The sequence below is a fragment of the Mesorhizobium sp. M1027 genome, assembly GCF_040318745.1.
GTDB lineage: Bacteria > Pseudomonadota > Alphaproteobacteria > Rhizobiales > Rhizobiaceae > Mesorhizobium.
The window spans coordinates 171,808-193,357 of sequence record NZ_JAMYMW010000001.1 but is presented as its reverse complement, the minus strand read 5'-3'; the positions used below and the strand labels follow the sequence as shown (position 1 = coordinate 193,357).

General features: G+C 62.1%; 21 protein-coding genes. 4 read left to right on the top strand and 17 right to left on the bottom strand.

The genetic code is table 11. The features are described from left to right. Nucleotides 1–95: 95 nt before the first annotated feature. Nucleotides 96–2,009, bottom strand: coding sequence for a potassium transporter Kup (locus NKH50_RS00860; RefSeq protein WP_352505658.1), 1,914 nt, complete (start codon nt 2,007–2,009; stop codon nt 96–98). Between the two features lie 96 nt (nt 2,010–2,105). Next, nucleotides 2,106–2,846: a pyridoxine 5'-phosphate synthase gene (locus NKH50_RS00855; protein ID WP_254818915.1), complete on the bottom strand. Its 741-nt coding sequence runs from the start codon at nt 2,844–2,846 to the stop codon at nt 2,106–2,108. A gap of 115 nt (nt 2,847–2,961) precedes the next feature. Here NKH50_RS00855 and NKH50_RS00850 point away from each other — a divergent pair, with 115 nt between their 5' ends. Next, nucleotides 2,962–3,366 (top strand): SpoIIAA family protein, encoded by a 405-nt coding sequence (locus NKH50_RS00850; protein WP_352876038.1) that lies wholly within the window; start codon nt 2,962–2,964, stop codon nt 3,364–3,366. 6 nt (nt 3,367–3,372) lie between these two features. On the opposite strand, the gene NKH50_RS00845 is transcribed toward NKH50_RS00850, so the two are convergent. From NKH50_RS00845 to NKH50_RS00790, 12 genes are all read right to left on the bottom strand, one after another. Further along, entirely contained in the window at nt 3,373–4,500 is a 1,128-nt protein-coding gene (locus NKH50_RS00845) for an ATP-dependent DNA helicase (RefSeq protein ID WP_023720791.1), read from the bottom strand. A 140-nt stretch (nt 4,501–4,640) separates the two neighbouring features. Then, on the bottom strand, nt 4,641–4,973 hold the full coding sequence (locus NKH50_RS00840; RefSeq protein ID WP_352876879.1) for a nitrile hydratase accessory protein: 333 nt from the start codon (nt 4,971–4,973) through the stop codon (nt 4,641–4,643). A 19-nt stretch (nt 4,974–4,992) separates the two neighbouring features. Then, entirely contained in the window at nt 4,993–5,652 is a 660-nt protein-coding gene (gene nthB, locus NKH50_RS00835) for a nitrile hydratase subunit beta (protein WP_352703589.1), read from the bottom strand. Further along, a complete protein-coding gene (nthA, locus tag NKH50_RS00830) occupies nt 5,649–6,254 on the bottom strand; it encodes a nitrile hydratase subunit alpha (protein WP_352876035.1) in 606 nt (201 codons plus the stop codon). The genes nthB and nthA overlap by 4 nt, the downstream gene beginning before the upstream one ends. A gap of 55 nt (nt 6,255–6,309) precedes the next feature. Further along, nucleotides 6,310–9,468, bottom strand: coding sequence for an efflux RND transporter permease subunit (locus NKH50_RS00825; RefSeq protein ID WP_352876032.1), 3,159 nt, complete (start codon nt 9,466–9,468; stop codon nt 6,310–6,312). Further along, nucleotides 9,465–10,712: an efflux RND transporter periplasmic adaptor subunit gene (locus NKH50_RS00820; RefSeq protein ID WP_352876029.1), complete on the bottom strand. Its 1,248-nt coding sequence runs from the start codon at nt 10,710–10,712 to the stop codon at nt 9,465–9,467. The genes NKH50_RS00825 and NKH50_RS00820 overlap by 4 nt, the downstream gene beginning before the upstream one ends. Nucleotides 10,713–10,880: 168 nt before the next feature. Next, nucleotides 10,881–11,477, bottom strand: a complete 597-nt coding sequence (locus NKH50_RS00815; protein ID WP_352876026.1) for a LysE family translocator — start codon at nt 11,475–11,477, stop codon at nt 10,881–10,883. 61 nt (nt 11,478–11,538) lie between these two features. After that, a complete protein-coding gene (ilvN, locus tag NKH50_RS00810; protein ID WP_023676680.1) occupies nt 11,539–12,111 on the bottom strand; it encodes an acetolactate synthase small subunit in 573 nt (190 codons plus the stop codon). Nucleotides 12,112–12,177: 66 nt separating this feature from the next. After that, nucleotides 12,178–13,929: an acetolactate synthase 3 large subunit gene (locus tag NKH50_RS00805; protein ID WP_352644617.1), complete on the bottom strand. Its 1,752-nt coding sequence runs from the start codon at nt 13,927–13,929 to the stop codon at nt 12,178–12,180. A gap of 291 nt (nt 13,930–14,220) precedes the next feature. Next, entirely contained in the window at nt 14,221–14,745 is a 525-nt protein-coding gene (locus NKH50_RS00800; RefSeq protein ID WP_352703577.1) for a GNAT family N-acetyltransferase, read from the bottom strand. Between the two features lie 22 nt (nt 14,746–14,767). Further along, nucleotides 14,768–15,079: a hypothetical protein gene (locus NKH50_RS00795; RefSeq protein ID WP_352876023.1), complete on the bottom strand. Its 312-nt coding sequence runs from the start codon at nt 15,077–15,079 to the stop codon at nt 14,768–14,770. A 1-nt stretch (nt 15,080) separates the two neighbouring features. After that, a complete protein-coding gene (locus NKH50_RS00790) occupies nt 15,081–15,647 on the bottom strand; it encodes a helix-turn-helix domain-containing protein (RefSeq protein ID WP_352703575.1) in 567 nt (188 codons plus the stop codon). 151 nt (nt 15,648–15,798) lie between these two features. Here NKH50_RS00790 and NKH50_RS00785 point away from each other — a divergent pair, with 151 nt between their 5' ends. After that, a complete protein-coding gene (locus NKH50_RS00785; RefSeq protein ID WP_352505648.1) occupies nt 15,799–17,625 on the top strand; it encodes an ATP-binding protein in 1,827 nt (608 codons plus the stop codon). Between the two features lie 36 nt (nt 17,626–17,661). On the opposite strand, the gene NKH50_RS00780 is transcribed toward NKH50_RS00785, so the two are convergent. The 3 genes from NKH50_RS00780 to miaA form a co-directional block, all read right to left on the bottom strand. Then, on the bottom strand, nt 17,662–18,048 hold the full coding sequence (locus NKH50_RS00780) for an ester cyclase (protein ID WP_352703571.1): 387 nt from the start codon (nt 18,046–18,048) through the stop codon (nt 17,662–17,664). A 147-nt stretch (nt 18,049–18,195) separates the two neighbouring features. Further along, nucleotides 18,196–18,990, bottom strand: coding sequence for a GGDEF domain-containing protein (locus NKH50_RS00775; RefSeq protein WP_352505646.1), 795 nt, complete (start codon nt 18,988–18,990; stop codon nt 18,196–18,198). A 104-nt stretch (nt 18,991–19,094) separates the two neighbouring features. Continuing rightward, nucleotides 19,095–20,063, bottom strand: coding sequence for a tRNA (adenosine(37)-N6)-dimethylallyltransferase MiaA (gene miaA, locus NKH50_RS00770; protein WP_352876876.1), 969 nt, complete (start codon nt 20,061–20,063; stop codon nt 19,095–19,097). Between miaA and serB the strand changes: the two genes are divergently transcribed. Both serB and NKH50_RS00760 read left to right on the top strand, forming a co-directional pair. Then, complete coding sequence (gene serB / locus NKH50_RS00765) at nt 20,053–20,940, top strand: phosphoserine phosphatase SerB (protein ID WP_352505645.1); 888 nt, start codon at nt 20,053–20,055, stop codon at nt 20,938–20,940. The two genes, miaA and serB, sit on opposite strands and share 11 nt — an antisense overlap. Continuing rightward, the gene (locus NKH50_RS00760) at nt 20,937–21,509 is read left to right on the top strand and encodes a GNAT family N-acetyltransferase (RefSeq protein ID WP_352505644.1); all 573 of its coding nucleotides are present in this window, start codon (nt 20,937–20,939) and stop codon (nt 21,507–21,509) included. Before serB ends, NKH50_RS00760 begins: the two co-directional genes overlap by 4 nt. Nucleotides 21,510–21,550: the final 41 nt, after the last annotated feature.

Below are 21,550 nucleotides of genomic sequence, written 5' to 3'. Positions count from 1 at the left end.
ACGTAATGGCTCCGTCCCGATATTGCGAGTCCTCCACGACCTGGCAGACTCAGTCCCATCGGCAGACTACCTGGAATGTCGCAACGGAAACGTTTTTAAATAGCCACCTGCGTCCCGATCTCGACCACCCGTCCGGTCGGGATCTGGAAATATTCCGTTGCATCGGCCGCCGAGCGCGCCAGCCCGATGAACAGCTTGTCCTGCCAGACCGGCATGCCGGAATTGGGCGAGGCCTTGAGCGAGCGCCGCGACAAGAAGAAGGAGGTCGTCATGATGTCGAACTTCCAGCCCTGCTTGCGGCAGATCGCCAGCGCGCGCGGGATATTTGGCTGTTCCATGTAGCCGAAGGTCAGCGTCACCCGCATGAACAGCTCGTTGACCGTTTCCATCTTCACCCGCTCGCTGTCGGGCACGACCGGCTGCGGCGCCGTCACAACCGAAAGGATGACGTTCTGCTCGTGCAGCACCTTGTAGTGCTTGAGGCTGTGCATCAGTGCGGTCGGCGCGCTCAGCGGATCGCTGGTCAGGAACACCGCGGTGCCCGACACCAGATGCGGCTTCTTCTTCAGCAGATTGCCGGCAAGGAAATCCAGCGGGATCTCGTTCCGCCGGGTCTTGTCGAACAAATAGCGGGTGCCGCGGATCCATGTGGACATGATCAGCCCCATGCCGCAGGCGACCGTGATCGACACCCACCCGCCTTCGAGGATCTTGACGACGTTTGCGAGGAAAAATCCGGTATCGATCGTGCCGAACAGCAGTGTGAGCGCGGCCGCCAGTGCAAGCTGCCATTTCCACCGGAACCGCATCACCACGAACAGCAGGATGGTCGTCATAAGCATTTCGCCAGTCACCGAAATGCCATAGGCGGAAGCTAGCGAACTCGAACTGCCAAAGCCGACCACCAGCAACATCACGCCCAGCGCGACCACCAGATTGACCCGCGGCATGTAGATCTGGCCGGACTGCATCTCGGAAGTATGCTGCACCTCGATACGTGGCAGCAGATTGAGCTGCACCGCCTGACGGGTCAGTGAGAAAGCGCCGGAGATCACCGCCTGACTGGCGATCACCGTCGCTGCCGTGGCCAGCCCAACCATGGGCATTAGCGCCCAATCCGGCAGCATCTGGAAGAATGGATTGGTGGGTTTGCCGCCGTTGGCAAGAACGAACGCGCCTTGTCCGAAATAGTTGAGGAGCAAACAAGGAAACACGACAGCAAACCATGCCAGCACGATCGGCCTGCGCCCGAAATGGCCGAGATCGACATAGAGGGCTTCGGCCCCGGTGACCGCCAGGAACACCGCCCCGACCGTGACGAAAGCGCCGGTGGGCGTATTGGCCAGATAAGCGACCGCGTAATAGGGATTGACCGCCAGCAGGACCGACGGATCGTCAAGCAGATGGTAGACCCCGGCGGCGCCGATGGCCAGGAACCACGCTGCCGTCACCGGCCCGAACACGGCCGCCACCCTGCCGGTGCCGAACCGTTGCACGGCAAAGAGCATTGCCAGGATGACAAGAGTGATCGGAACGACAAAGGTTTCGAGCGTCGGAGCCATCACTTCCAGGCCCTCGACAGCCGAAAGCACGGAGATGGCGGGCGTTATTATCGCGTCGCCGAAAAAAAGCGCCGCGCCGCAAAGTCCGATCCCCAGAATGAACGGGGCTCCCTTTGGATAAGCACTACGCGCAAGCGACATCAGCGACAGCGTGCCGCCCTCGCCCTTGTTGTCGGCTCTGAGGACGAAAGCGACGTATTTTATCGTGACGATGATCGTCAGCGCCCAGACGATAAGCGACAGCACGCCGAGGACGTCGTTGCGCGCTACCGGTCCCGACGACGCGTGCAGTGCTTCGCGAAACGCGTAAATTGGGCTGGTGCCGATATCGCCGTAAACCACGCCCAACGCGCCCAGCATCAGCACCTTGGTGCTGTGCTGCTCGACGGTGGAGTGGCTGGATTGCTCGATGGGTTCTGCCTCGCTACCAGCGTTGGCAAGGGCCATGGACGACACTCCCATAGACGTTCGGTGCTCTATGCTGCGGGGATGGAAAGGGTGCGCTGCCATGCCGGGGACGCAGGGCTATCGGCTCGCCTCTCTCTACCAGCCACAAGCCTTCAGAAACCGCCTGACCGTTCCAGCCATGCCATACTCCAACGCATCGGCTGTCAACCCATGCCCGATCGACACTTCGGCCAATGCCGGGATGCGCCTGGCCAGTGCCGGCAAATTGCTCACCACAAGGTCGTGCCCGGCGTTGACCTGGAGCCCTGCGGCCAGTGCGGCATCCGCCGTCTTTCCCAATTTCTCCAATTCCTTCGCCGCTTTTGCCGAATCGGAATGATAGCTGCCGTACGGACCCGTATAGAGTTCGATCCGGTCGGCGCCGGTGTCGCGAGCGGCTTTCACGCCATCGGGGTCAGGATCGGAAAACAGCGACACGCGAAAGCCTCCCTTCTTCAGGCGCTTGACAACCGGTGTCAGGAACGCAGCCTCGGCAGCGAAGTTCCAGCCATGATCGGAAGTCGCTTGCGCCGGGTCGTCGGGCACCAGCGTCACCTGCTCGGGCTGATGCTTTTCCACAAGCGCCAGGAACTCCGCGGTCGGATAGCCCTCGATGTTGAATTCCGCATTCGGGAACTCGTCGTCGATCAGCGCCCTGATCTCAGGCAGATCGGAATGCCTGGTGTGCCGCTCGTCGGGTCGCGGGTGCACCGTCAGCCCGTGCGCGCCGGCGGCAAGGGCAATGCGTCCGAGCCCGGTCACGCTTGGCCACGGCAGGTCCCGCCGGTTGCGCAGCATGGCGATGGCGTTGAGGTTGACGGAAAGCTTTGCAGGCATTTGCACGGTTCCAGACTGATCTCGGCGCGCATCTATACCGCCTTTAAGGGGAACAGACAGAGGGTTTCAGGTGTTCCAAGGTGAACTAAGAAAATCGAGCGCAAGGAGTTGCCTGTTGAATTTTCTCGATGCCGTGCCGGCGATCCGCCGCATCGATACCGATCGCGAAGACCTCCTCGCCATCGATGTCGTCGGCCATGTCGCAGCGGCCGACGCCGAAAACCTGTTTGGATTGCTGGAAGCGGCCTACGCGCTGCACTCGAAAATCGACGTGCTGGTGCGCCTGATCGATCATGAGGGTGTCGACTGGACCGACGTATCGGACGAGACGATCGAACAGGGCATAGCTCATGCAGTGGAGCATATCGGCAGCTGCGCCGCGGTCGGTGAGCCGAACTGGATAGCCGAGGCAAGAGCCTTTCTGCCTGCCTCTGTGCCTATCGAACTCCGGCATTTCGAGGCCAAGGACGAGGCCGCCGCTTGGGAATGGCTTGGCGCCAACCCGATCGCCCAGCGCTGATGCGGCCTATCGAACGATCGTCAGCCGTTCGGCCGCGCGCGTGATAGCGGTGTAGAGCCAACGCTGCCGGGTTTCCTTGAACGCCCAGCTTTCGTCGAAAAGCACGATCTCGTTCCATTGCGACCCCTGTGCCTTGTGCACGGTCAGCGCGTAGCCATAGTCGAAATCGTCGAAACGCTTCTTCTGCTGCCAGGGAATGTCGGCGTCCGGATCTTCGAACGCCGCCTTGAGCAGCTTGATCTTGGCGACGCCGCGATCCGGGTCGTCTTCCTCCGGCGAAACCAGCAGATTGATGCCGGGCTTGACCGTCTCGCGCGACGAGGTCATCACCTTCCACAGCGAGCCGTTGAGCAGTCCCTTGGCCGGATCGTTGCGCAGGCAGACCAGCTTGTCGCCGGCTTGCGGATAATCGGCGTTGAACCCCTTCAGCTCGCGCAGCCGCTGGTTATAGCGGCGGCGCGTGCGGTTGGTACCGACCAGCACCTGGTCCGCCTTCAGCACCAGTTCCTGGGTGACGTCTTCCTTGCCGATCACTTGCGCCGCGCCATAGTCGCCGCGCATGAACTCGCGGCCCTCGCGCACGTCGAGCGCCAGCCTGATGATCGGATTGTCGCGCGCCTGGCGGTGGATTTCGGTGAGCAGAATGTCCGGCTCGTGGTCGGTGAAGAAGCCGCCGCCGGAGATCGGCGGCAACTGGCCGGGATCGCCAAGCACCAGGATCGGCGTGCCGAAGCTCATCAGGTCACGGCCAAGCTGCTCGTCGACCATCGAGCATTCGTCGATGACGACGAGCTTGGCTCGCGAGATCGGGCTCTGCCGGTTGAGCGAAAAGGTCGGCGACATCGAGGTTTTGCCGGTCACCTCGTCCGCTACCGATTCCTCGCCTTTCGGCCGGTAGATCAGCGAATGGATGGTGCGGGCATTGACCGCGCCCTTGGAACGCAGCACCTGCGCCGCCTTGCCGGTAAACGCGGCGAACTGCACCTGGCCGTCGACATGCTCGGCGAAATAGCGCGCCAGCGTCGTCTTGCCGGTGCCGGCATACCCGAACAGCCGGAACAGCTGCGGCTTGCCGGCTTTCAGCCAGCCGGCCACTGCCTTCAGCGCCTCGTCCTGTTGAGGAGAGAATTCCATCAGCGCGACAGACCGGATTCGCGAGGGAAAGACAAGGTGAGTGCCATCACCATCAATATCACCGCCGGCAACTGCGCCGCTGCGACAGGATTATCAGTGACGAACAGGAACGTAAAGAGAACAAACCAGGCGACCGCAGCTTACCGAGCCCGCTGTGGATCGTTCTCCAGCAGGATCGGCTTGCCATGCGGTGTTGCGTGCGCGGCGCGTTCCCAGGCAGCGGCAAGGCTGTCGACGTCGTTCTTGCCGGCAATGGCTTTGGCCGACAGCAGCTTTTCCAGCGCCGCCAGCCAGTGCTCGTAGTAATCGTGACCGTCGCGCGCGGCGCCCGGCCGCTTCACCTCTGCCGACAAAGCATCCGCCCATTCGCTCCACGAAAACAACCCGTTATCGTGCAGTGCTACCGTCATGGCAAAGGCCTCTGCTTGCCACGGCTCGGCAAACACAGGCGCCTCGACACCGGCTGGCGGCATAGCGGCGATTGAGCTCGTCTCACGCCGGCTCAAGGTAGTCCTCCCAGGCATCGATCGAAACGACAAGTGTCGGGTCGGCGCCCTCGCCCCAGATTTCGCTGCCGGTGAAGGCCACCGTATAGACCCATTGCGGGTTTTCACCCTGGCCGTGCGCGTTTGTGTCGGGAAAAACAAAGCCGCCGCGCACAGCCTCGACGACACCTTGCTTGCCGCGTGCATAGCGCGGGAGCCTGGTGTGGCCCGTCGGATGGAAATTCTTCGTACGCACAGTGTCGCCCGCCTTGAACCGCGCCGGCGTAGCGACCGGCCGGTCGCAAGGCCCGCCCTTGGCCAGCACCGCCGGAACATCTTTAGCCTTCAGCACCCGTTTGGGTGTCGCTGCCGGGTCGACTGCGTCGCCCGTGGTCAGGTCGCGGTCGCTGACGAAACCATGGCGTTTGAGCAGCACCTCCAGCGCCTTGATCCATATCTGGTAGTAGCTGGAGGCATAATAATCCGCTGGATGCAGCGATTCCCGCGCGTGCCGGCTCTCGTCGATGTTCCAAGCGCCCATGGCGCCGGCGCACAACGTCACACCCAGCGCCCGCCTTTCCCAATCGGCATGGAAATAGGGTTCGTCCGGTTCGGGCGCGACCGGCCCGAAACCCATCTGGCCGCCGAGATCCTGCGGCCCGTTCATGCCGACTCCCGCGCCAACGCGGTGCCGATCATGGCATCGCGCGTCACAAGATCGGCGAGCCGTGCCTCATCCCAGCCCTCAGTGCCCCTTGGCTGCATAGGCACCACCAGATAGCGAAGCTCGGCGGTCGAATCCCACACCCGGATTGTTGTCGTCGCCGGCAAGATCAGCCCGAATTCCTCGAGCACGCCGCGCGGATCGATCACTGCGCGCGAACGGTAGGGCGGCGCCTTGTACCAGACCGGCGGCAGGCCGAGCACCGACCACGGATAGCAGGAACATAGCGTGCAGACGACGAGGTTGTGTGTGTCGGCCGTGTTGAAGACCGCCTGCATGTGCTCGCCTTGCCGGCCGGTGTAGCCTAGCGATTCGATTGCCGCCGTCGCATCACGCTTCAGCCATGCGGCAAACGCGGGATCAACCCAGGCTTTCGCCACCACCTTTGCGCCGTTGCGCGGCCCGATCTTGGTCTCGTAGGTGTCGACAATGACATCGATCGCCGCCGGATCGATCAGGCCTTTGCGGGTGAGAATCGTTTCCAGTGCGCGCACGCGAACCGCAAAAGGATCAAGCTCGTTGTCATGGTGGTGACTATGCGGCATGCGTCAAATTACGATCGCGGACCCCCGGCCGCAAGCACCACGGCTTGGGCCAGCGCTATTCGGCTGCCGCCTTTTGCGGCACTGGTTCTTCCTCCTCGTCGAACAGTGACGGCTGGTCGACCGCTTCGACCGGCATCGGCTCGCCCAGGCGCCGCGCCCACAGGCTGACCAGCCAGCCGGAAAAATGCTCCATATAGACGTAGATGACGGGCGTGACGAACAGCGTCAGTGCCTGCGAGGCGACCAGACCGCCGACCACCGCCACGCCGAGAGGCTGGCGCAGTTCCGCACTGGCACCGGTGCCGAGCGCGATCGGGATGGTACCCATCAGCGCCGCAAGCGTGGTCATCATGATCGGTCGGAAGCGCATCAGGCAGGCCTTGTGGATGGATTCGACAGGCGACATCCCCTCGCGCCTGAGCTCGAGCGCCACGTCGATCATCATGATGCCGTTCTTCTTGACGATGCCGATCAGCATCAGGATGCCGATCACCGCGATCACCGACAGGTCCATCCCCGCCAGCCGCAGTGCCACCAGCGCGCCAAGCACCGCCGACGGAAGCCCGGTCAGGATGGTAAGCGGATGAATGAAGCTCTCATAGAGCATGCCGAGAACGATATAGATGGTGAGGATCGCGCCGCCGATCAGCAGTCCCTGGTTGGAAAGCGAATCCTGGAAGGTCTTCGCCGTGCCCGAGAAAGTGGTCGAGATCGTCGGCGGCATGCCGATCTTTTCCTTCAGCGCATTGATGTGGCTCACGCTGTCACCGAGGGCTACGCCCTGCGGCAGATTGTAGGAGATGGTCACAGCCGGAAGCTGGCCGAGCTGGTTGACGGTCAAAGCACCGGCGGTCCGATCGACACGGGCGAACGCGCCGAGCGGCACCAGGCTGCCGCTCGCCGTTCTCACCTTGATGGCCAGCATCCGCTCGGGCGACCACTCGATCTTCGGATCGAGTTCCATGATCACGTCGTAGCTGTCGGCCGAGCCGAAGATGGTCGACACCTGCTGGGTGCCGAAACCGCCATAGAGACTGGAGCGCAACGTATCGGTATCGACACCGAGGTTCGCCGCCTTGTCGCGGTCGATCACCAGCGTCGCCTGAAGCGCATTGTTCTGCAGGTCATTGGTAACGTCGGTGAAGGCGGCATGGTCGGCAGCCATCGCGTCCGTCAGCTTCTGCGCCCAGACGTTCGTCAGGCGGGTATCGAGGCCCTGCACGGCAAGCTGGTAGGCACTCGCCGAAGAACGCGCGCCGAGCCGCAGGTTCTGCACCGGCTGCATGTAGGTTTCGATGCCGGGCACGTTGGCAAGTTGGCGCCGCAGGTCCGAAAGCACCTTGTCGATGCTCGGTCGCTGGTCCTTGTCTTTCAGCTGCACAAACAGCTGGCCCTGGTTGAGCGCATTGCTTCCACTGCCCGCCGACCAGCCGACATGCGCGACGTAGGGCGAATGGGTGAAGACATCCGCCACTTGCCCCTGCAGCTTCACCATGGCGTCAAACGAAATATCCTGGCGCGCAATGGTCGTCACTGAGACCTGGCCGATATCCTCCTGCGGGAAAAAGCCCTTCGGCGAGATCTGGATCAGCCATACCGACAGCCCGGCGGTCACGAGGAAGACAAGGAAGACAAGGAAATTGTGGCGCAGGCAGAATGTCAGCAGCCTGTCATAGCCCCGCATGAAGACGTTTTGTCGGTGGTCTCCGCCATGCGCTGCTTTCTGCTCGGCTTTCGATAATGACAACAGCCGCGAGCACAGCATCGGCGTCAGCGTCAGCGAGACGAACATCGACGCCAGGATGGCGACCGTCACCACTACCGCGAATTCGTTGAAGATGCGCCCGATCACGCCGCCCATCAAAAGCACCGGAATGAACACTGCGACCAGCGAGATCGAGATCGAGATGATGGTGAAGCCGATCTCGCGCGCGCCCTTGAGCGACGCCTCGAGGGCCGAGAGCCCGTCCTCCTCCATATGGCGGAAAATATTTTCCAGCATGACGATGGCATCGTCGACGACAAGGCCGACCGCCAGCGTCAGCCCCATCAATGAGACGTTGTCGATGGAAAAGCCGAACAGGTACATCACACCCATCGTGGCGATGAGCGAAATCGGCACCGCCACGGCGGGGATCACCGTCGCCGTCACCCGGCGCAGGAACAGGAAAATCACCATCACCACCAGCGCGATGGTGAGCAGCAGCGTGAACTGCACGTCGTCCACCGCCTCGCGGATCGACGTCGAGCGGTCGTTGAGCAACTGGATGCTCGCCGCCGCCGGCATCTGACCCTCGAAGGAAGGCAGCATCGCCTTGACGCGGTCGACGACATCGACGGTATTGGCATCCGGCTGACGCTGCACCGCCATGATGATGGCGCGGGTGCCGTCGTACCAGCTTGCCGTCGTCGTGGTCTCGACCGAATCGATGACGCGGGTCACCTCGCCGAGCCGCACCGGATGGCCGTTCTTGGTTGCGATGATGATGTTGGAGAATCCCGCCGCGTTGGTCAGCTGCGTGTTCGCGGTGATCGTCAGCTGCTGTTTGTTGTTCTTGAGCACGCCGAGCGGCGTGTTGCTGTTGGCCGAGGCAATGGCCGCCTGCAGCTGGTCGATCGAGATGCCGCGCGCGGCGAGCGCCGTCGGATCGATCTGGACGCGTACGGCATATTTTTGCTGGCCGTAAATCGAAACCTGCGCAACGCCATCGATCGTCGACAGCGATGGCGAAATCACATTCTCGGCAAAGGCATCGAGATCGGTCAGCGGAATGGTGTCGCTGACCAGCGACATCAGCAGGATCGGCGCGTCGGCTGGATTGACCTTGCGATAGCTCGGCGGGCTGGTCATCTCCGGCGGCAATTGTCGTTGCGTGCGTGCGATCGCCGCCTGCACGTCGGCGGCGGCGTCGTCTATGTCGCGGTTGAGTACGAACTGAATGGCGATCGAGGTCGAGCCGAGCGAGTTGGTCGTCGAAATCGAATCGATGCCGGCGATGGTGGCAAACTGCTTGATGAGCGGCGTTGCCACCGAGGTCGCCATGGTTTCTGGCGAGGCCCCGGGCAGCGAGGCCGAGACGTTGACCACCGGAAATTCCGCGCTTGGCAGTGCCGCCACCGGCAGGAATTTGTAAGCAAATAGCCCGCCCAGAACCAGAGCGAACGACATGAGCAGCGTGGCGACGGGCCTGCGGATGCAGAATTCGGAAATCATGGCTGTGTTCCGCCCGTCCGGTCAGCCTCGGCGACCTTCGGAGCCGCCTGGTCGCCGGTGCCGGTCGAAGCCTTGCCTTCGCGCACCGCCGCGCCGTTTTTCAGCTTGGTCTGGCCCTCGACGACGACACGCTCGCCGCTTTTCAATCCTTGGCTGATCGCGGTGTTGGCGCCTTCTGTCAGCGCGACCTGCACCGGCCGCATTTCAACGGTGTTGTCCGGCTTGATCACATAGACGAACGGTCCCTTCTGGCTGGGCTGGACGGCAACCGTCGGAACCGACGTCATTTGCGGCATAATGCCGGCATCGAGCACGACATTGACATATTGGCCCGGCCACAGCGAAAGATCGGCGTTGGGCACGCTGGCCCGCGTTGCGATCGTGCCGGACGCCGTGTCCACGCTGGAATCGACGAAATCCACCGTTCCCTTGCCGATCGGCTTCGGGTCGCCATCCTTGGTCAGCGTCACCGCGCCTTGCTGCGGCGCCGCCAGCGCTTTGTGCAGTAACGCAAGATCGCTTTCGGGGAGATTGAAATTCACCTGCAACGGGTCGACCTGCGTGATCGTCACCAGCGGGGTCGACGTGCTGCTGCCGTTGCTGGTGGTGACGAGATCGCCGACGGCGACGCTGACCGCGCCAAGCCTGCCGGAGATCGGCGCCCTGATCGTGGCGAAGCCAAGCTGGATTTGGTCGGCATCGATCGTTGCCTTGTCGGCGTCGACGGTGGCCGCCGCGGATTTCTGCGCCGCGACAGCCTGATCGTAGGTCTGCTGTGTGCCGGCTTGCCTGGCGACAAGATTTTTGGCCCGCAGAAGATCGGCCGTAGCGCTGGCAAGCAGCGCCTGATCTTTTGCGAGCGTCGCCTGATCGCGTGCCAATTGCGCCTTCAACGAACGATCGTCCAGCGAGAACAGAAGGTCGCCTGCCTTCACCATCTGTCCGTCCTTGACCGCGATTGCGACGATCTGGCTCGAGACCCGTGCGTTGATGCTGACCACGGCAGGAGAGGACACGAAGCCGATGGCATAGCGCCGGACCGGAAAATCGGCCGTCGAGGCGGTGGCGGCAACCACCGAAGTCGAACGCGCTGCACTTGCCGCTGCAGCGGGTTTGTCCGCCGCCGCCGTCTGCTTCGCCGACAGCAGGTGCTGAAGATCGCTCATTGCGCTGGGCGAAAGATAGAGCCACGCCGCGGCAACGCAGGCTGCAGCGATCACCGCAAATACGATCTTTCCGCGCATCGACAAAAGGCCTCTCGATCCGACACGCCGCTATCCGGTGGCCGTAGTCTAGCTCAACTCGCAGCCGATTGCCGCGCTTTTGCCAGATAATAGAGGATGCCGAAGGCGAAAAAGGGCCAAAACCCGTCATTACGAAGATTTAATGTGCAGTGCACAATAAATCGGCAGCTAACGCAGCATCGGCCACAGCGTAGCCGCCAGCATCATGCCCATGGCGATGTTGAACCATTTGAGCCGCACCGCATCTGCCAGAAAACCGCGCAGCGCCATGCCGAAACCGGCCCAGGTCGAAATGCTCGGCAGCATGACGACGGCGAACGCAGCCGCGATCAGCACCACGGACACAAACGGGCGCTCCGGGTTCGTATAGACGGCCATGGCCGTAATCGCCATCACCCAGGCCTTGGGATTGACCCACTGGAAAGCCGCAGCCTCGATGAAGCGCATCGGCTGGCCCTTCGCCTCGCCTTCGCCGCCGAGCGACCGCGACATGGCGATCTTCCAGGCGAGATAAAGCAGGTAAAGGCCGCCGGCGATCTTCAACCCGGTATGCAGCACCGGAAAGGCCGTCAACACGGCGCCAAGCCCGAAGCCTACGGCAAGCAACAGCACGAGGAAGCCGAAGCCGATGCCGAGCATGTGTGGCACAGTCTTGACCAAGCCGAAATTCACACCCGAGGCCAGAAGCATGAAATTGTTCGGACCCGGCGTGACCGAGGTCACGAAGGCATAAACCAGCAGAGCAAGGAATGCATCGAAGGTCATGCCGTTTCCCTAAATCAATGCGATCGGTGGCAAAGCGATGAGACAGAGCCAAGCTGGATGACTACATCCCTTGCGGGCCGCGGTTCATCGCCGCCACCCCGGTGCGGCAGATCTCGACGAGCCCGAGCGGTTTCATGATGGCGATGAACTGATCGAGCTTGGACCCCTTGCCGGTGATCTCGAAGATGAAATGCTCGGTGTTGGCATCGATGACGCTGGCGCGGAATGCATCGGCGAGCCGGAGCGCCTCGACGCGGGCTTCGCCGGTGCCGGCGACCTTGACCAGCGCGAGTTCCCGCTCCAGTGGCCGCTCCTGTCCAAATTCCTGCGACCGCACGGTGAGATCGACGACGCGGTGCACCGGCACGATGCGCTCGAGCTGGTGCTTGATCTGCTCCAGCACGTGCGGCGTGCCGCGCGTCACGATGGTGATGCGCGACAGGTGCTTTTCGTGCTCGGTTTCCGAGACCGTCAGGCTCTCGATGTTGTAGCCACGTCCGGAAAACAGGCCGATGACCCGGGCAAGCACGCCCGGCTCATTGTCGACCAGGACCGAAAGCGTGTGGTTCTCTGGTTTTTCCGTCTCCTTGGCGATGAAATAGGCAGAGCCGGTCGGTTGCAACTGTGCGTTCATGACATGAATCTCGATTTAAAACTTTTGCGCTAATCTGCTGTTTCCGCACAGCTTCCTCGAACCAGGCTACACCAGTTCCCTGCCCTTGGCGTCGATCGCGTTGGCCACAGCTTCGTCGGTCGCCTCGTCAGGCAACAGCATCTCGTTATGCGCCTTGCCGGACGGGATCATCGGGAAGCAGTTGGCGAGCGTCGCCACGCGGCAGTCGAAGAGGACGGGCTTCTTGACCGCGATCATCTCCTTGATGGCGTCATCGAGCTCGTCCGGCTTGTCGCAGCGAATACCGTGGCCGCCATAGGCTTCGGCGAGCTTGACGAAATCCGGCATCGCCTCGGTGTAGGAGTGCGACAGCCGGTTGCCGTGCAGCAGCTGCTGCCATTGCCGCACCATGCCCATATACTGGTTGTTGAGGATGAAGATCTTGATCGGCGCCTCGTGCTGCACCGCCGCGCTCATCTCCTGCATCGTCATCTGCACCGAAGCGTCGCCGGCGATATCAATGACCAGCGCATCCGGGTGCGCGATCTGCACACCGAGTGCCGCCGGCAGGCCGTAGCCCATCGTGCCCAGTCCGCCGGAGGTCATCCAGCGGTTCGGTTTCTCGAAATGATAGTGCTGCGCCGCCCACATCTGGTGCTGGCCGACCTCGGTGGTGATGTAGGTGTCGAGGTCCTTGGTCAGCGCATAGAGCCGCTGGACGGCATATTGCGGCATGATCACCTCGTGGTTCATCTTGTAGGCGAGCGAATCGCGGGCGCGCCATTTGGCAATCTGCTCCCACCACGGGTGAAGCGCTTTCTTGTCGGCCTTGGCGGTTGCCCGCCACAGCCGCACCAGATCCTCCAGCACACGCCCGACATCGCCGATGATCGGCACGTCGGTGTGGACGTTCTTGTTGATCGACGACGGGTCGATGTCGATGTGGATCTTCTTCGAATTCGGCGAAAACGCCGTCAGCCGCCCGGTGATGCGGTCGTCGAAGCGCGCGCCGATGCAGAGCATGACGTCGCAATCGTGCATCGCCATATTCGCCTCATACGTGCCGTGCATGCCGAGCATGCCCATCCAGTTCTTGCCCGACGCCGGATAGGCGCCGAGGCCCATCAGCGTCGAGGTGATGGGAAAGCCGGTCAGGTCGACCAGCTCGCGCAGCAGATGGCTCGCCTCCGGGCCGGAATTGATGACGCCGCCGCCCGAATAGATGATCGGCTTCCTGGCGCCGGCCATCAGCTCGACCGCCGCCTTGATCTTTTCCAGGTCGCCCTGGACCTTCGGCTGGTAGCTGGTGCGCGGCGCCGTCTGCGGCGGGACATAGATACCCTTGGCGAACTGAACGTCCTTCGGAATGTCGACGACGACCGGACCGGGGCGCCCTGTCGTTGCCACATGGAAGGCCTCGTGGATCGTTGCCGCAAGCTCGTTGACGTCCTTCACCAGCCAGTTGTGCTTGGTGCAGGGCCGCGTGATGCCGACCGTGTCACACTCCTGGAACGCATCCGAGCCGATCAGCGAAGTCGGCACCTGGCCGGTCAGGCAGACCAGCGGGATCGAGTCCATCAGCGCGTCCTGCAATGGCGTCACCGCATTGGTGGCGCCCGGCCCCGAGGTCACCAGCATGACGCCGGCCTTGCCGGTCGAGCGCGCATAGCCTTCCGCCGCATGGCCCGCTCCCTGCTCGTGGCGGACGAGGATGTGCTCGACCTCGTCCTGCTGGAAGATTTCATCGTAGATTGGCAGAACCGCGCCGCCCGGATAGCCGAAAACATGCTTGACGCCATTGTCCTTCAGCGCCTGCACCACCATTTCGGCGCCAGTCATTTCAGTTCTTGGCATTTCAGTTCTTGGCATGTCGCGCCGCTCATTCTGTCCGCTGCTCATCGGTCTGGTCCCGTACTGTTCGCCATCTGGCGATTGCTCGTCGTTTAGTCGTGTTTCGGGCAATAAAAAAGGCCCCCGAGGGAGCCTGTGTCTTGCGCATGGGAGGTCATCGCCCGGCGGTTACACCGCCTCGCCCACGCGCTTTCCTACGAGAATGAGTGCCTTTTTCATGGTGGCGGACAATAGAATTGGTTTGACGCCGCTGTCAACGGCGAATGTGCACGGGCCGGATCAGGCTGAACCAATGCGTTTCCAGTAGATGAGGGTGGCTGTGAGCCCGCCATGCGGCTTCAGCGCATAATCCGGTATTTCGCCGGCCAGCGTGAAGCCGAGCTTTTCATAGAGGCCGGAAGCCCCCTCCTCTTTTGCCGTGTCGAGGACCAACAGCGTGCGGCCTTTCTCCACGGCAACGACTTCCGCCGCCTCCATCAGGCGGGTTGCTATGCCCTTGCCGCGGCAATCGAGGCGGGTCATCAGCTTGGCGATCTCGGCCCGGTGCGGCTGGTTGGGAGGGCAGTCGAGCAGCAAGGTGACTGTACCGACCAGAGCCTCGCCGTTCCAAGCCCCAAGCACCGCCCTTTTGCCTTTGGCGGCCGCCTGAAGCGACTTGCTCCAGAAGGCCGCGGCCATCTCCGGCGCTAGCGGATGCATGAAGCTGACCGAGCCGCCGGCAGCGACTGTCCCGATCAGCAGATCCGCCAGCATTTTTTGCGTTCCGTCAGTATTGCTGAGTGGCCTGATTTCGATCGAACTCATGTGGTTTCCCCTTCGCCGCCCGTCAGTCGAAATGACTGGTCCGCTTCCGCTTCCTGGCCCGGCGGATTTCCGCGATGCGATCGGCGTCTTCCTCTTGCAGATGTCGCCCGCGTTCCAGCAGTTCGAGCGTGTATTCCTCATAGGTCAGGCCCAGCCGCTCGGCGTTGTCCAGCCGCATCAGCATGATCTCGCGGCTCGGCGCTTTCCATGCCTGGGCATGGGCGGTCCGCCAGGCAAGAAAGACATAGGGATCGCCCTTGCCCCAGGGCGGACCGTCATAGTCGTCGAGCGGCGGCCCACCATTGTCGGAGCGTTTCGGACGGCGTGCCTTCACCTCAGCGCCTGGCCAACGCAACCAGATAGTCGGCGGCGTCCGGCCCCGGAGCGTGGAAGACGCAATCTGATGGCGCGCCGAGCGCCAGGCAGTCGCCGGTTTCGAGCTTGTGAACGATGTCGCCCTCGGTGAATTCGATGCGCCCGGAGATCAGCCATATCTGTTGCCTGATGAAGGCATAGGACGCCGCCGGGAAACTTACCTTGGCGCCGGCCGGCAACTGGACCCGGATCAGTTCGAGCGGCATGTCGGAGACCGGCGAAAGATGCCGCCGCACATAACCCGTAGCCGGATCGCGCCACAGCGGCTGGTCACCTTCGCGAAGCAGGCCACCGCCCTGCAATTCCGCCCTTGCGATCAATGTGGACAGCGTCATGCCGAAGGCGGCCGCAATGCGCACGAGGAGTGCCGCCGTCGGGCTGGTCATGCCGCGCTCGATCGTGCTCAGCATGGCTTTCGAGACATCGGACCGCTCCGCCAATTCAGCCAGGGACCAGCTGCGAGCCACCCTTTCGGTGTGTATCCTTCTGCCGATAGTCGAGGATATATCGTTCGCTATATCATCCATTAATCCAATATATCGAAATTTTTCTGCGAGGCAACAACCGTTTCGTCCAGTTTTCGCAAACTCCTTAATGTCCGCTAAACCATCCGGCCTCATCCCACCTTAACCCCGTTCGCCTAGGCTCATCGCTTGGGAAAAGGGGACCGGCCTGTCCATGCTCGTTGAACGCGAAGCCTCCATTGGGGAACCGACTTTGTTGGAGCGCCGCAGGGCGGAGCAGAACGACAAGCGCATTCTGGGCAATGTCGTGCAATGCGACGGCGCGCGCGCCACCATCAGCGCCTATGCCGACGACATCGAAGGCACGGTCACCGGCCTGTGGAGCGTCGGCAAGATGATCTCGATCAATCTCGGCACATCACGAACCGTCGGCCTTGTCTATGAAATCGGCAAGTCGGATCGTGCCTGGAGCAGCGAGGGCCAGAATCCGATCGAGGTCAGCATCGAATTGATCGGCGAGGTGCGCGACGGTGCCGAACCCGGCGCGAAGCCGATCTTCGACCGTGGCATCACAACCTACCCGCATATCGGCGCCATTGCCCATCGTATCCGCAGCCGCGACCTGCAGGCCGTCTACGATCTCGCCGGTCGTCATTCGATCACCATCGGCACGCTGTCGCAGGACGAGGCCATCGACGCCAATATCGCCATCGATGATACGCTGGCGCGCCATTTCGCCATTGTCGGCACCACTGGAGTTGGCAAATCGACCGCCGTGTCGCTGCTCTTGCGCAAGTCGATCGCCGCCCGGCCCGATCTGCGCGTGCTCATCCTCGATCCACACAATGAGTTCGCCGCATCGTTGCCCGAACATTGCGTCAGGGTCGATTCGACGACGCTCGACCTGCCCTTCTGGATGTTCAAGCTCGAGGAATTTGCCGAGGTGCTGTTTCGCGGCCGCGAGACGGTCCCGGAAGAGGTCGACGCCTTGCGCGATCTCATCCCCGCGGCCAAGAACCTCTACCGCAATCCGAACTCCGGCAACTACCTACGGCGCAGCACCGACGCGCTGACCGCCGACGCGCCGGTGCCCTATCGCATTGCCGACCTCATCAAGCTGGTCGACGAGCGCATGGGATTGCTGGAAAGCAAGAACGATCGCCCGACCCTCAGGTCACTGAAGGCACGTATCGAATCGGCGGCATCCGATCCGCGCTACCGTTTCATGTTCAACTCGCGCCTGATCGAGGACACCATCCACGAGACGATCGGCAACATTTTCCGCGTGCCGCATCACGGCCGCCCGGTAACCTGCTTCGAAATGGCCGGCATGCCGTCCGAGGTGGTCAATTCCGTTTGCTCGGTGCTGGCGCGGCTGGCCTTCGACCTGGCATTGTGGAGCGAAGGCCGCTTGCGGCTGCTCTTCCTGTGCGAGGAAGCGCATCGCTACATGCCGGCCGATCCGCGCCTCGGTTTCGCGCCGACGCGGCACGCGCTGTCGCGCATCGCCAAGGAAGGCCGCAAATATGGCTGTTATCTGGGCGTCGTCACCCAGCGCCCGGGCGAACTCGAACCGACCATCCTGTCGCAGTGCTCGACGTTCTTTGCCATGCGGCTCGCCAACGAGCAGGACCAGGCGATCATCCGCTCGGCGATCGCCGATTCCTCGGCCTCGACGCTGGCGTTCCTGTCTTCCATGGGCCAGCGCGAGGCCATCGCCTTCGGAGAAGGCGTGGCGACGACGATGCGGATGAAGTTCGAAAAACTCTCCGAGGATTTGATCCCAGGCACCGCCAAACGCGAGAATGCCTTGCCGTCCGAAACCGGCGACGAGGTCGACCTAGTGGCGATCGTCGAACGGCTGCGCAACATGCCGAAATCACAGCAGGCAATGCCTTTCGCGGAAGTCGTCGATCCGGGCCGGCAGGCCGGCGATTCGGACTATCGCAAGCCGTCGGCCGCACGCACCCAGCGGAACGACGATTTCGACTTGCGATACGGCCTCAAGCCGGCGACCTTCGGGCTGCGTCCGCCAGAATGATCGAGCCGAGCGACTTTTAGGCAGCGCTCGCAGATATTACAGCTGAGCTTCGATGGCTGTCTTGTCTATAATTGACCACACCTCGCGAATTTTCCCTCTCTGAAACTCATAGAATACGTTCTCGGCAAACGAAATTCTCTTCCCGCTCACATCGAGCCCAAGGAACATTCCCCTTGGCGTGCAGTCGAAGCTTAGCCGGCTCGCTACATAAGGCGGATCGGCAACCAATAGCTGAATGTCGAAGTAAAGGTCCGGAATTTGGTCGAAGTCTCTCACCAACATTTCGAGATAGCCGGACAATCCGAGCTTGCGACCGTTGTGGGTCACTTCATCATGGACAAACCGCCCCAGGTTTGGCCAATCCTGCTTGTTTAGACATGCAATATAGCCCCGATAACGATCTGAGAGGTCGGATTTAGTCACGGCAACACCTCTATTTCCGGCAAGCCCCACAAAGGCAGCATCTCAGCTTGACTGGGTGACGTCGGTCTGCGTGCACCGGAAACGCAAAAAAGGATACCAGACGGCCAGCATCACGAATTTCCACATCACGAATTTGACGACGGAATTTCAGGCGCAGACGCGGTTGCGCCCTTGCCTCTTCGCCTCATAGAGCTGGCGATCGGCGCGGCGATAGAACTCCTCGGCGGTTTCCTTGCGATCCCAGACAGCAAGCCCGACGCTGGTGGTGATTTTCAGTCGGACATTACCTGTCAGCACCGACATGTTGGCGATCGCCTTGCGGATGCGCTCGGCGAATTTGGATAGCAGCTCGGCATCCATATTGGGCGTGACCACCGCGAACTCCTCGCCGCCGAGGCGCGCCACCACGTCGTGATAGCGTGTCATGTCCTTGAGACAGTTGGCGACCGCCCGCAACACCTCGTCGCCGACATCGTGGCCGTGGCTGTCGTTGACCTGCTTGAAATGGTCGAGGTCGAGGATCATCAGCCCGACTGGTTTCTCGATGCGGCGGAACTCTTCGAGATATTCCTTCAGCGCATCGTCGAAGTAGCGCCGGTTCTGCATGCCGGTAAGGCTGTCGGTGAGCGCCGCATGCTCCAGCGTCTCTGAACGCGCGCTGAGCGAAACGGTCATGGCACGCAGCTTGCCTTCTTCCGTCGCCTGCTTTCGGATCAGCGGGTAGATGAAGAAAATGCCGAAGAACAGCGCAGTCGCCAGCAGCACGCCGGTCACAAACAGCAGCTTGTTGAGATAGATGATTTCATCGAGTTCCGAAGGCGTATTGCTAATGTCGGCGGCCAAGGTTTGCAGGAGCCCATAGGCGTAAAGCGTCACCAGGCCGGCGGCCAGGATCACAAAAATAAAGACGAAAAAGGCTGATTCCGCCTTGTGGAAACGCATCTGCTCCCCGTTGGAAAGTTCCTATCGATCTTATGGCATGCGGGAACTTACGGACAGTTAACCTGGACAACTTCAACGCGAAATGGCCCCTCGGTGTCGACTTTTCAGGTTGCGCTCGAAGGAGGGGGTGAGGGCATCGAGTCGATCCCCTCACCCGGACGCAATCTCCGCCATTCCGGGCCCAATTGGTGCCTGAACCAGGTCGTCTGCCGTTTGGCATATTGCCGCGTCGCGATCTTCGCGCGCTCGATGGCCTCGGGAAAACTGATGGCGCCGGCCAGCGCGGCCTGGAGCTCGCGAACACCGATCGCCTTCATCGCCGGCAGGTCGGGATCGAGGCCGAGCGCCGAAAGCTGCTTCACCTCGTCCAGTGCCCCCTTGTCCAGCATGCTGTCGAAGCGGGCATCGATCCGCTCCACCAGCGCCGCTCGCTCCGGCTCGATGACGAAAAAGCGCGCGCTGCTCCTGTCGATCAACGGCCGGCCACGCGCGGCCTGCCATTCCAGGATGGAACGGCCCGATGCGTCGAGCACCTCCAGCGCCCGCACGATGCGCTGGCCATCCGTCGGCCTCAGCATCATGCCGGCCGCAGAATCCTCGCGCAACAGGATGCGGTGCAATCTCACTGCGCCCTGTTCCTGGAGTTCGTAGCGCCAGCGATCGCGGATCGACTTCGGAATGTCGGGCATCTCCGAGATACCTTCCGTGAGCGCCCGGAAATAAAGCCCGGTACCGCCGACGAAAATCACTGGCCGCTCCGAGAGCGTGCCGTCGTCCATCAGCTTCGTGACATCACGCAACCAGGCGCCGGTGGAATAGGCGGTGGACGGATCGACGTGTCCATAAAGAAAGTGAGGGACGCGGGCGAGTTCGGCAGGACCTGGCCGCGCCGTCAGCACGTCGAGCACCGAATAGCCTTGCATGGAATCGGTGTTGACGATGACACCGCCATTGCGCTCGGCGAGGTCGAGTGCGATCGCCGACTTGCCGCTGGCGGTCGGCCCGGCTATCAGGATCGCGTTCTTCACGCGGCCTTCGCCCGCCTGTCCGCTGGAATTTTCGATGCCGCTGATCGCCACGCTTCTATCCCATCCCGCTGGCCGCGCATTGACGCCGACGCTAGCGAATATGGCCTCGCGGTCGGTCGGCGCAAGCGCTGTTCGCTGGCTGGCCGAAGACATCGCCTGCGAGCTCGACTTGCCGGAGACCGCCGACGCTTCCGAAATAACGGCGCGCCTGCATGCCGCGCTTGCTTCCGAACCGATCGACGTGGCCGTCCAGCCGGCTGAGAACAGGCGCAAGAAGATCCTGATCGCCGACATGGATTCGACGATGATCGACCAGGAATGCATCGACGAGCTTGCCGACGAGATCGGCGTCAAGGATCGTGTCGCCGCCATCACCGCGCGATCGATGAACGGCGAGATCGCATTCGAGCCGGCCTTGCGCGAGCGCGTAGCGCTGCTCAAGGGTCTCGATGCCGCAATCATCGACCGCATCATCGACAATCGCCTGACGCTTGCCTCCGGCGGCCGCACGCTCGTCCAGACGATGGCGGCCCGCGGCGCCTGGACGGCGCTGATCTCCGGTGGTTTCGACATCTTCACCAGCCGCATCGCGGCATTGCTCGGCTTTCACGAAAATCGCGCCAACCGCCTGATCGAGCAGGATCGCCGCTTCACCGGCTTGGTCGCCGAACCGATCCTCGGCCGCGCCGCCAAGGCCGAAGCCCTTATCGAGATTTCCGGCCGCCTCGGCCTGACACCTGCCGATGCCATTGCCGTCGGCGATGGCGCCAACGATCTCGACATGATCCGTCTTGCCGGCATCGGCGTCGCCTTGCATGCCAAGCCGGCCGTGGCAGCCGCGGCAAAGATCCGCATCGACTACGGCGACCTCACCGCCTTGCTTTATCTGCAGGGTTATCGCCGGGAGGAATTTGTCGAATGACGCCGATCTGCACCGAGCGCCTGATCCTGCGCAACTGGGAAGATCGTGACCGCGAGCTCTTCCATCGCATCAATTCCGACGAGTTGGTCATGGAATTCTTTCCGTTTCGCCGCGACCGCGCCCAGGCTGACGCCAAGATGGAGGAGTTGCGCGTGGCTATCGATCGCGACGGCTTCGGCTTCGCGGCCGCTGAGATCGCAGCCACAGGTGAATGCATCGGCTTCGTCGGCATAACCCGAACGGATCATTTGCCATTCCTGCCGCCCGGCACGATCGAGATCGGCTGGCGGCTGGCACCCGAATTCTGGGGCCGCTTCTATGTCACCGAAGCAGCCGAAGCCTGGCTCACCTATGGCTTTGAAAGACTTGGCCTCGACGAAATCGTGTCCTTCGCAGTCAAGGATAACAGCCGGTCCACTGCCGTCATGGAGCGCCTGGGCATGATCGCCGACCCCGCCTCCGACTTCAACTATCCAGGTGTTCCGGACAACCACACCGCACTCAGGCGACATGTCTTCTACAGGCTGTCACGCACAGACTGGCAGGCAAGAAAAAGAGCGGCCCGCTAGCCGCCCTTTTCCTTTCAACATCAGAGTGTTGCAGGCTCTTC

Bases quoted from the DNA above. Each gene is read 5' to 3' on its own strand.
- NKH50_RS00860 (WP_352505658.1), bottom strand. From the start codon at position 2,009: ATGGCCCTTGCCAACGCTGGTAGCGAGGCAGAACCCATCGAGCAATCC.
- NKH50_RS00855 (WP_254818915.1), bottom strand. From the start codon at position 2,846: ATGCCTGCAAAGCTTTCCGTCAACCTCAACGCCATCGCCATGCTGCGC.
- NKH50_RS00845 (WP_023720791.1), bottom strand. From the start codon at position 4,500: ATGGAATTCTCTCCTCAACAGGACGAGGCGCTGAAGGCAGTGGCCGGC.
- NKH50_RS00840 (WP_352876879.1), bottom strand. From the start codon at position 4,973: ATGCCGCCAGCCGGTGTCGAGGCGCCTGTGTTTGCCGAGCCGTGGCAA.
- nthB (WP_352703589.1), bottom strand. From the start codon at position 5,652: ATGAACGGGCCGCAGGATCTCGGCGGCCAGATGGGTTTCGGGCCGGTC.
- nthA (WP_352876035.1), bottom strand. From the start codon at position 6,254: ATGCCGCATAGTCACCACCATGACAACGAGCTTGATCCTTTTGCGGTT.
- NKH50_RS00825 (WP_352876032.1), bottom strand. From the start codon at position 9,468: ATGATTTCCGAATTCTGCATCCGCAGGCCCGTCGCCACGCTGCTCATG.
- NKH50_RS00820 (WP_352876029.1), bottom strand. From the start codon at position 10,712: ATGCGCGGAAAGATCGTATTTGCGGTGATCGCTGCAGCCTGCGTTGCC.
- NKH50_RS00815 (WP_352876026.1), bottom strand. From the start codon at position 11,477: ATGACCTTCGATGCATTCCTTGCTCTGCTGGTTTATGCCTTCGTGACC.
- ilvN (WP_023676680.1), bottom strand. From the start codon at position 12,111: ATGAACGCACAGTTGCAACCGACCGGCTCTGCCTATTTCATCGCCAAG.
- NKH50_RS00805 (WP_352644617.1), bottom strand. From the start codon at position 13,929: ATGACTGGCGCCGAAATGGTGGTGCAGGCGCTGAAGGACAATGGCGTC.
- NKH50_RS00800 (WP_352703577.1), bottom strand. From the start codon at position 14,745: ATGAGTTCGATCGAAATCAGGCCACTCAGCAATACTGACGGAACGCAA.
- NKH50_RS00790 (WP_352703575.1), bottom strand. From the start codon at position 15,647: ATGGATGATATAGCGAACGATATATCCTCGACTATCGGCAGAAGGATA.
- NKH50_RS00785 (WP_352505648.1), top strand. From the start codon at position 15,799: ATGCTCGTTGAACGCGAAGCCTCCATTGGGGAACCGACTTTGTTGGAG.
- NKH50_RS00775 (WP_352505646.1), bottom strand. From the start codon at position 18,990: ATGCGTTTCCACAAGGCGGAATCAGCCTTTTTCGTCTTTATTTTTGTG.
- serB (WP_352505645.1), top strand. From the start codon at position 20,053: ATGCCGCTGATCGCCACGCTTCTATCCCATCCCGCTGGCCGCGCATTG.
- NKH50_RS00760 (WP_352505644.1), top strand. From the start codon at position 20,937: ATGACGCCGATCTGCACCGAGCGCCTGATCCTGCGCAACTGGGAAGAT.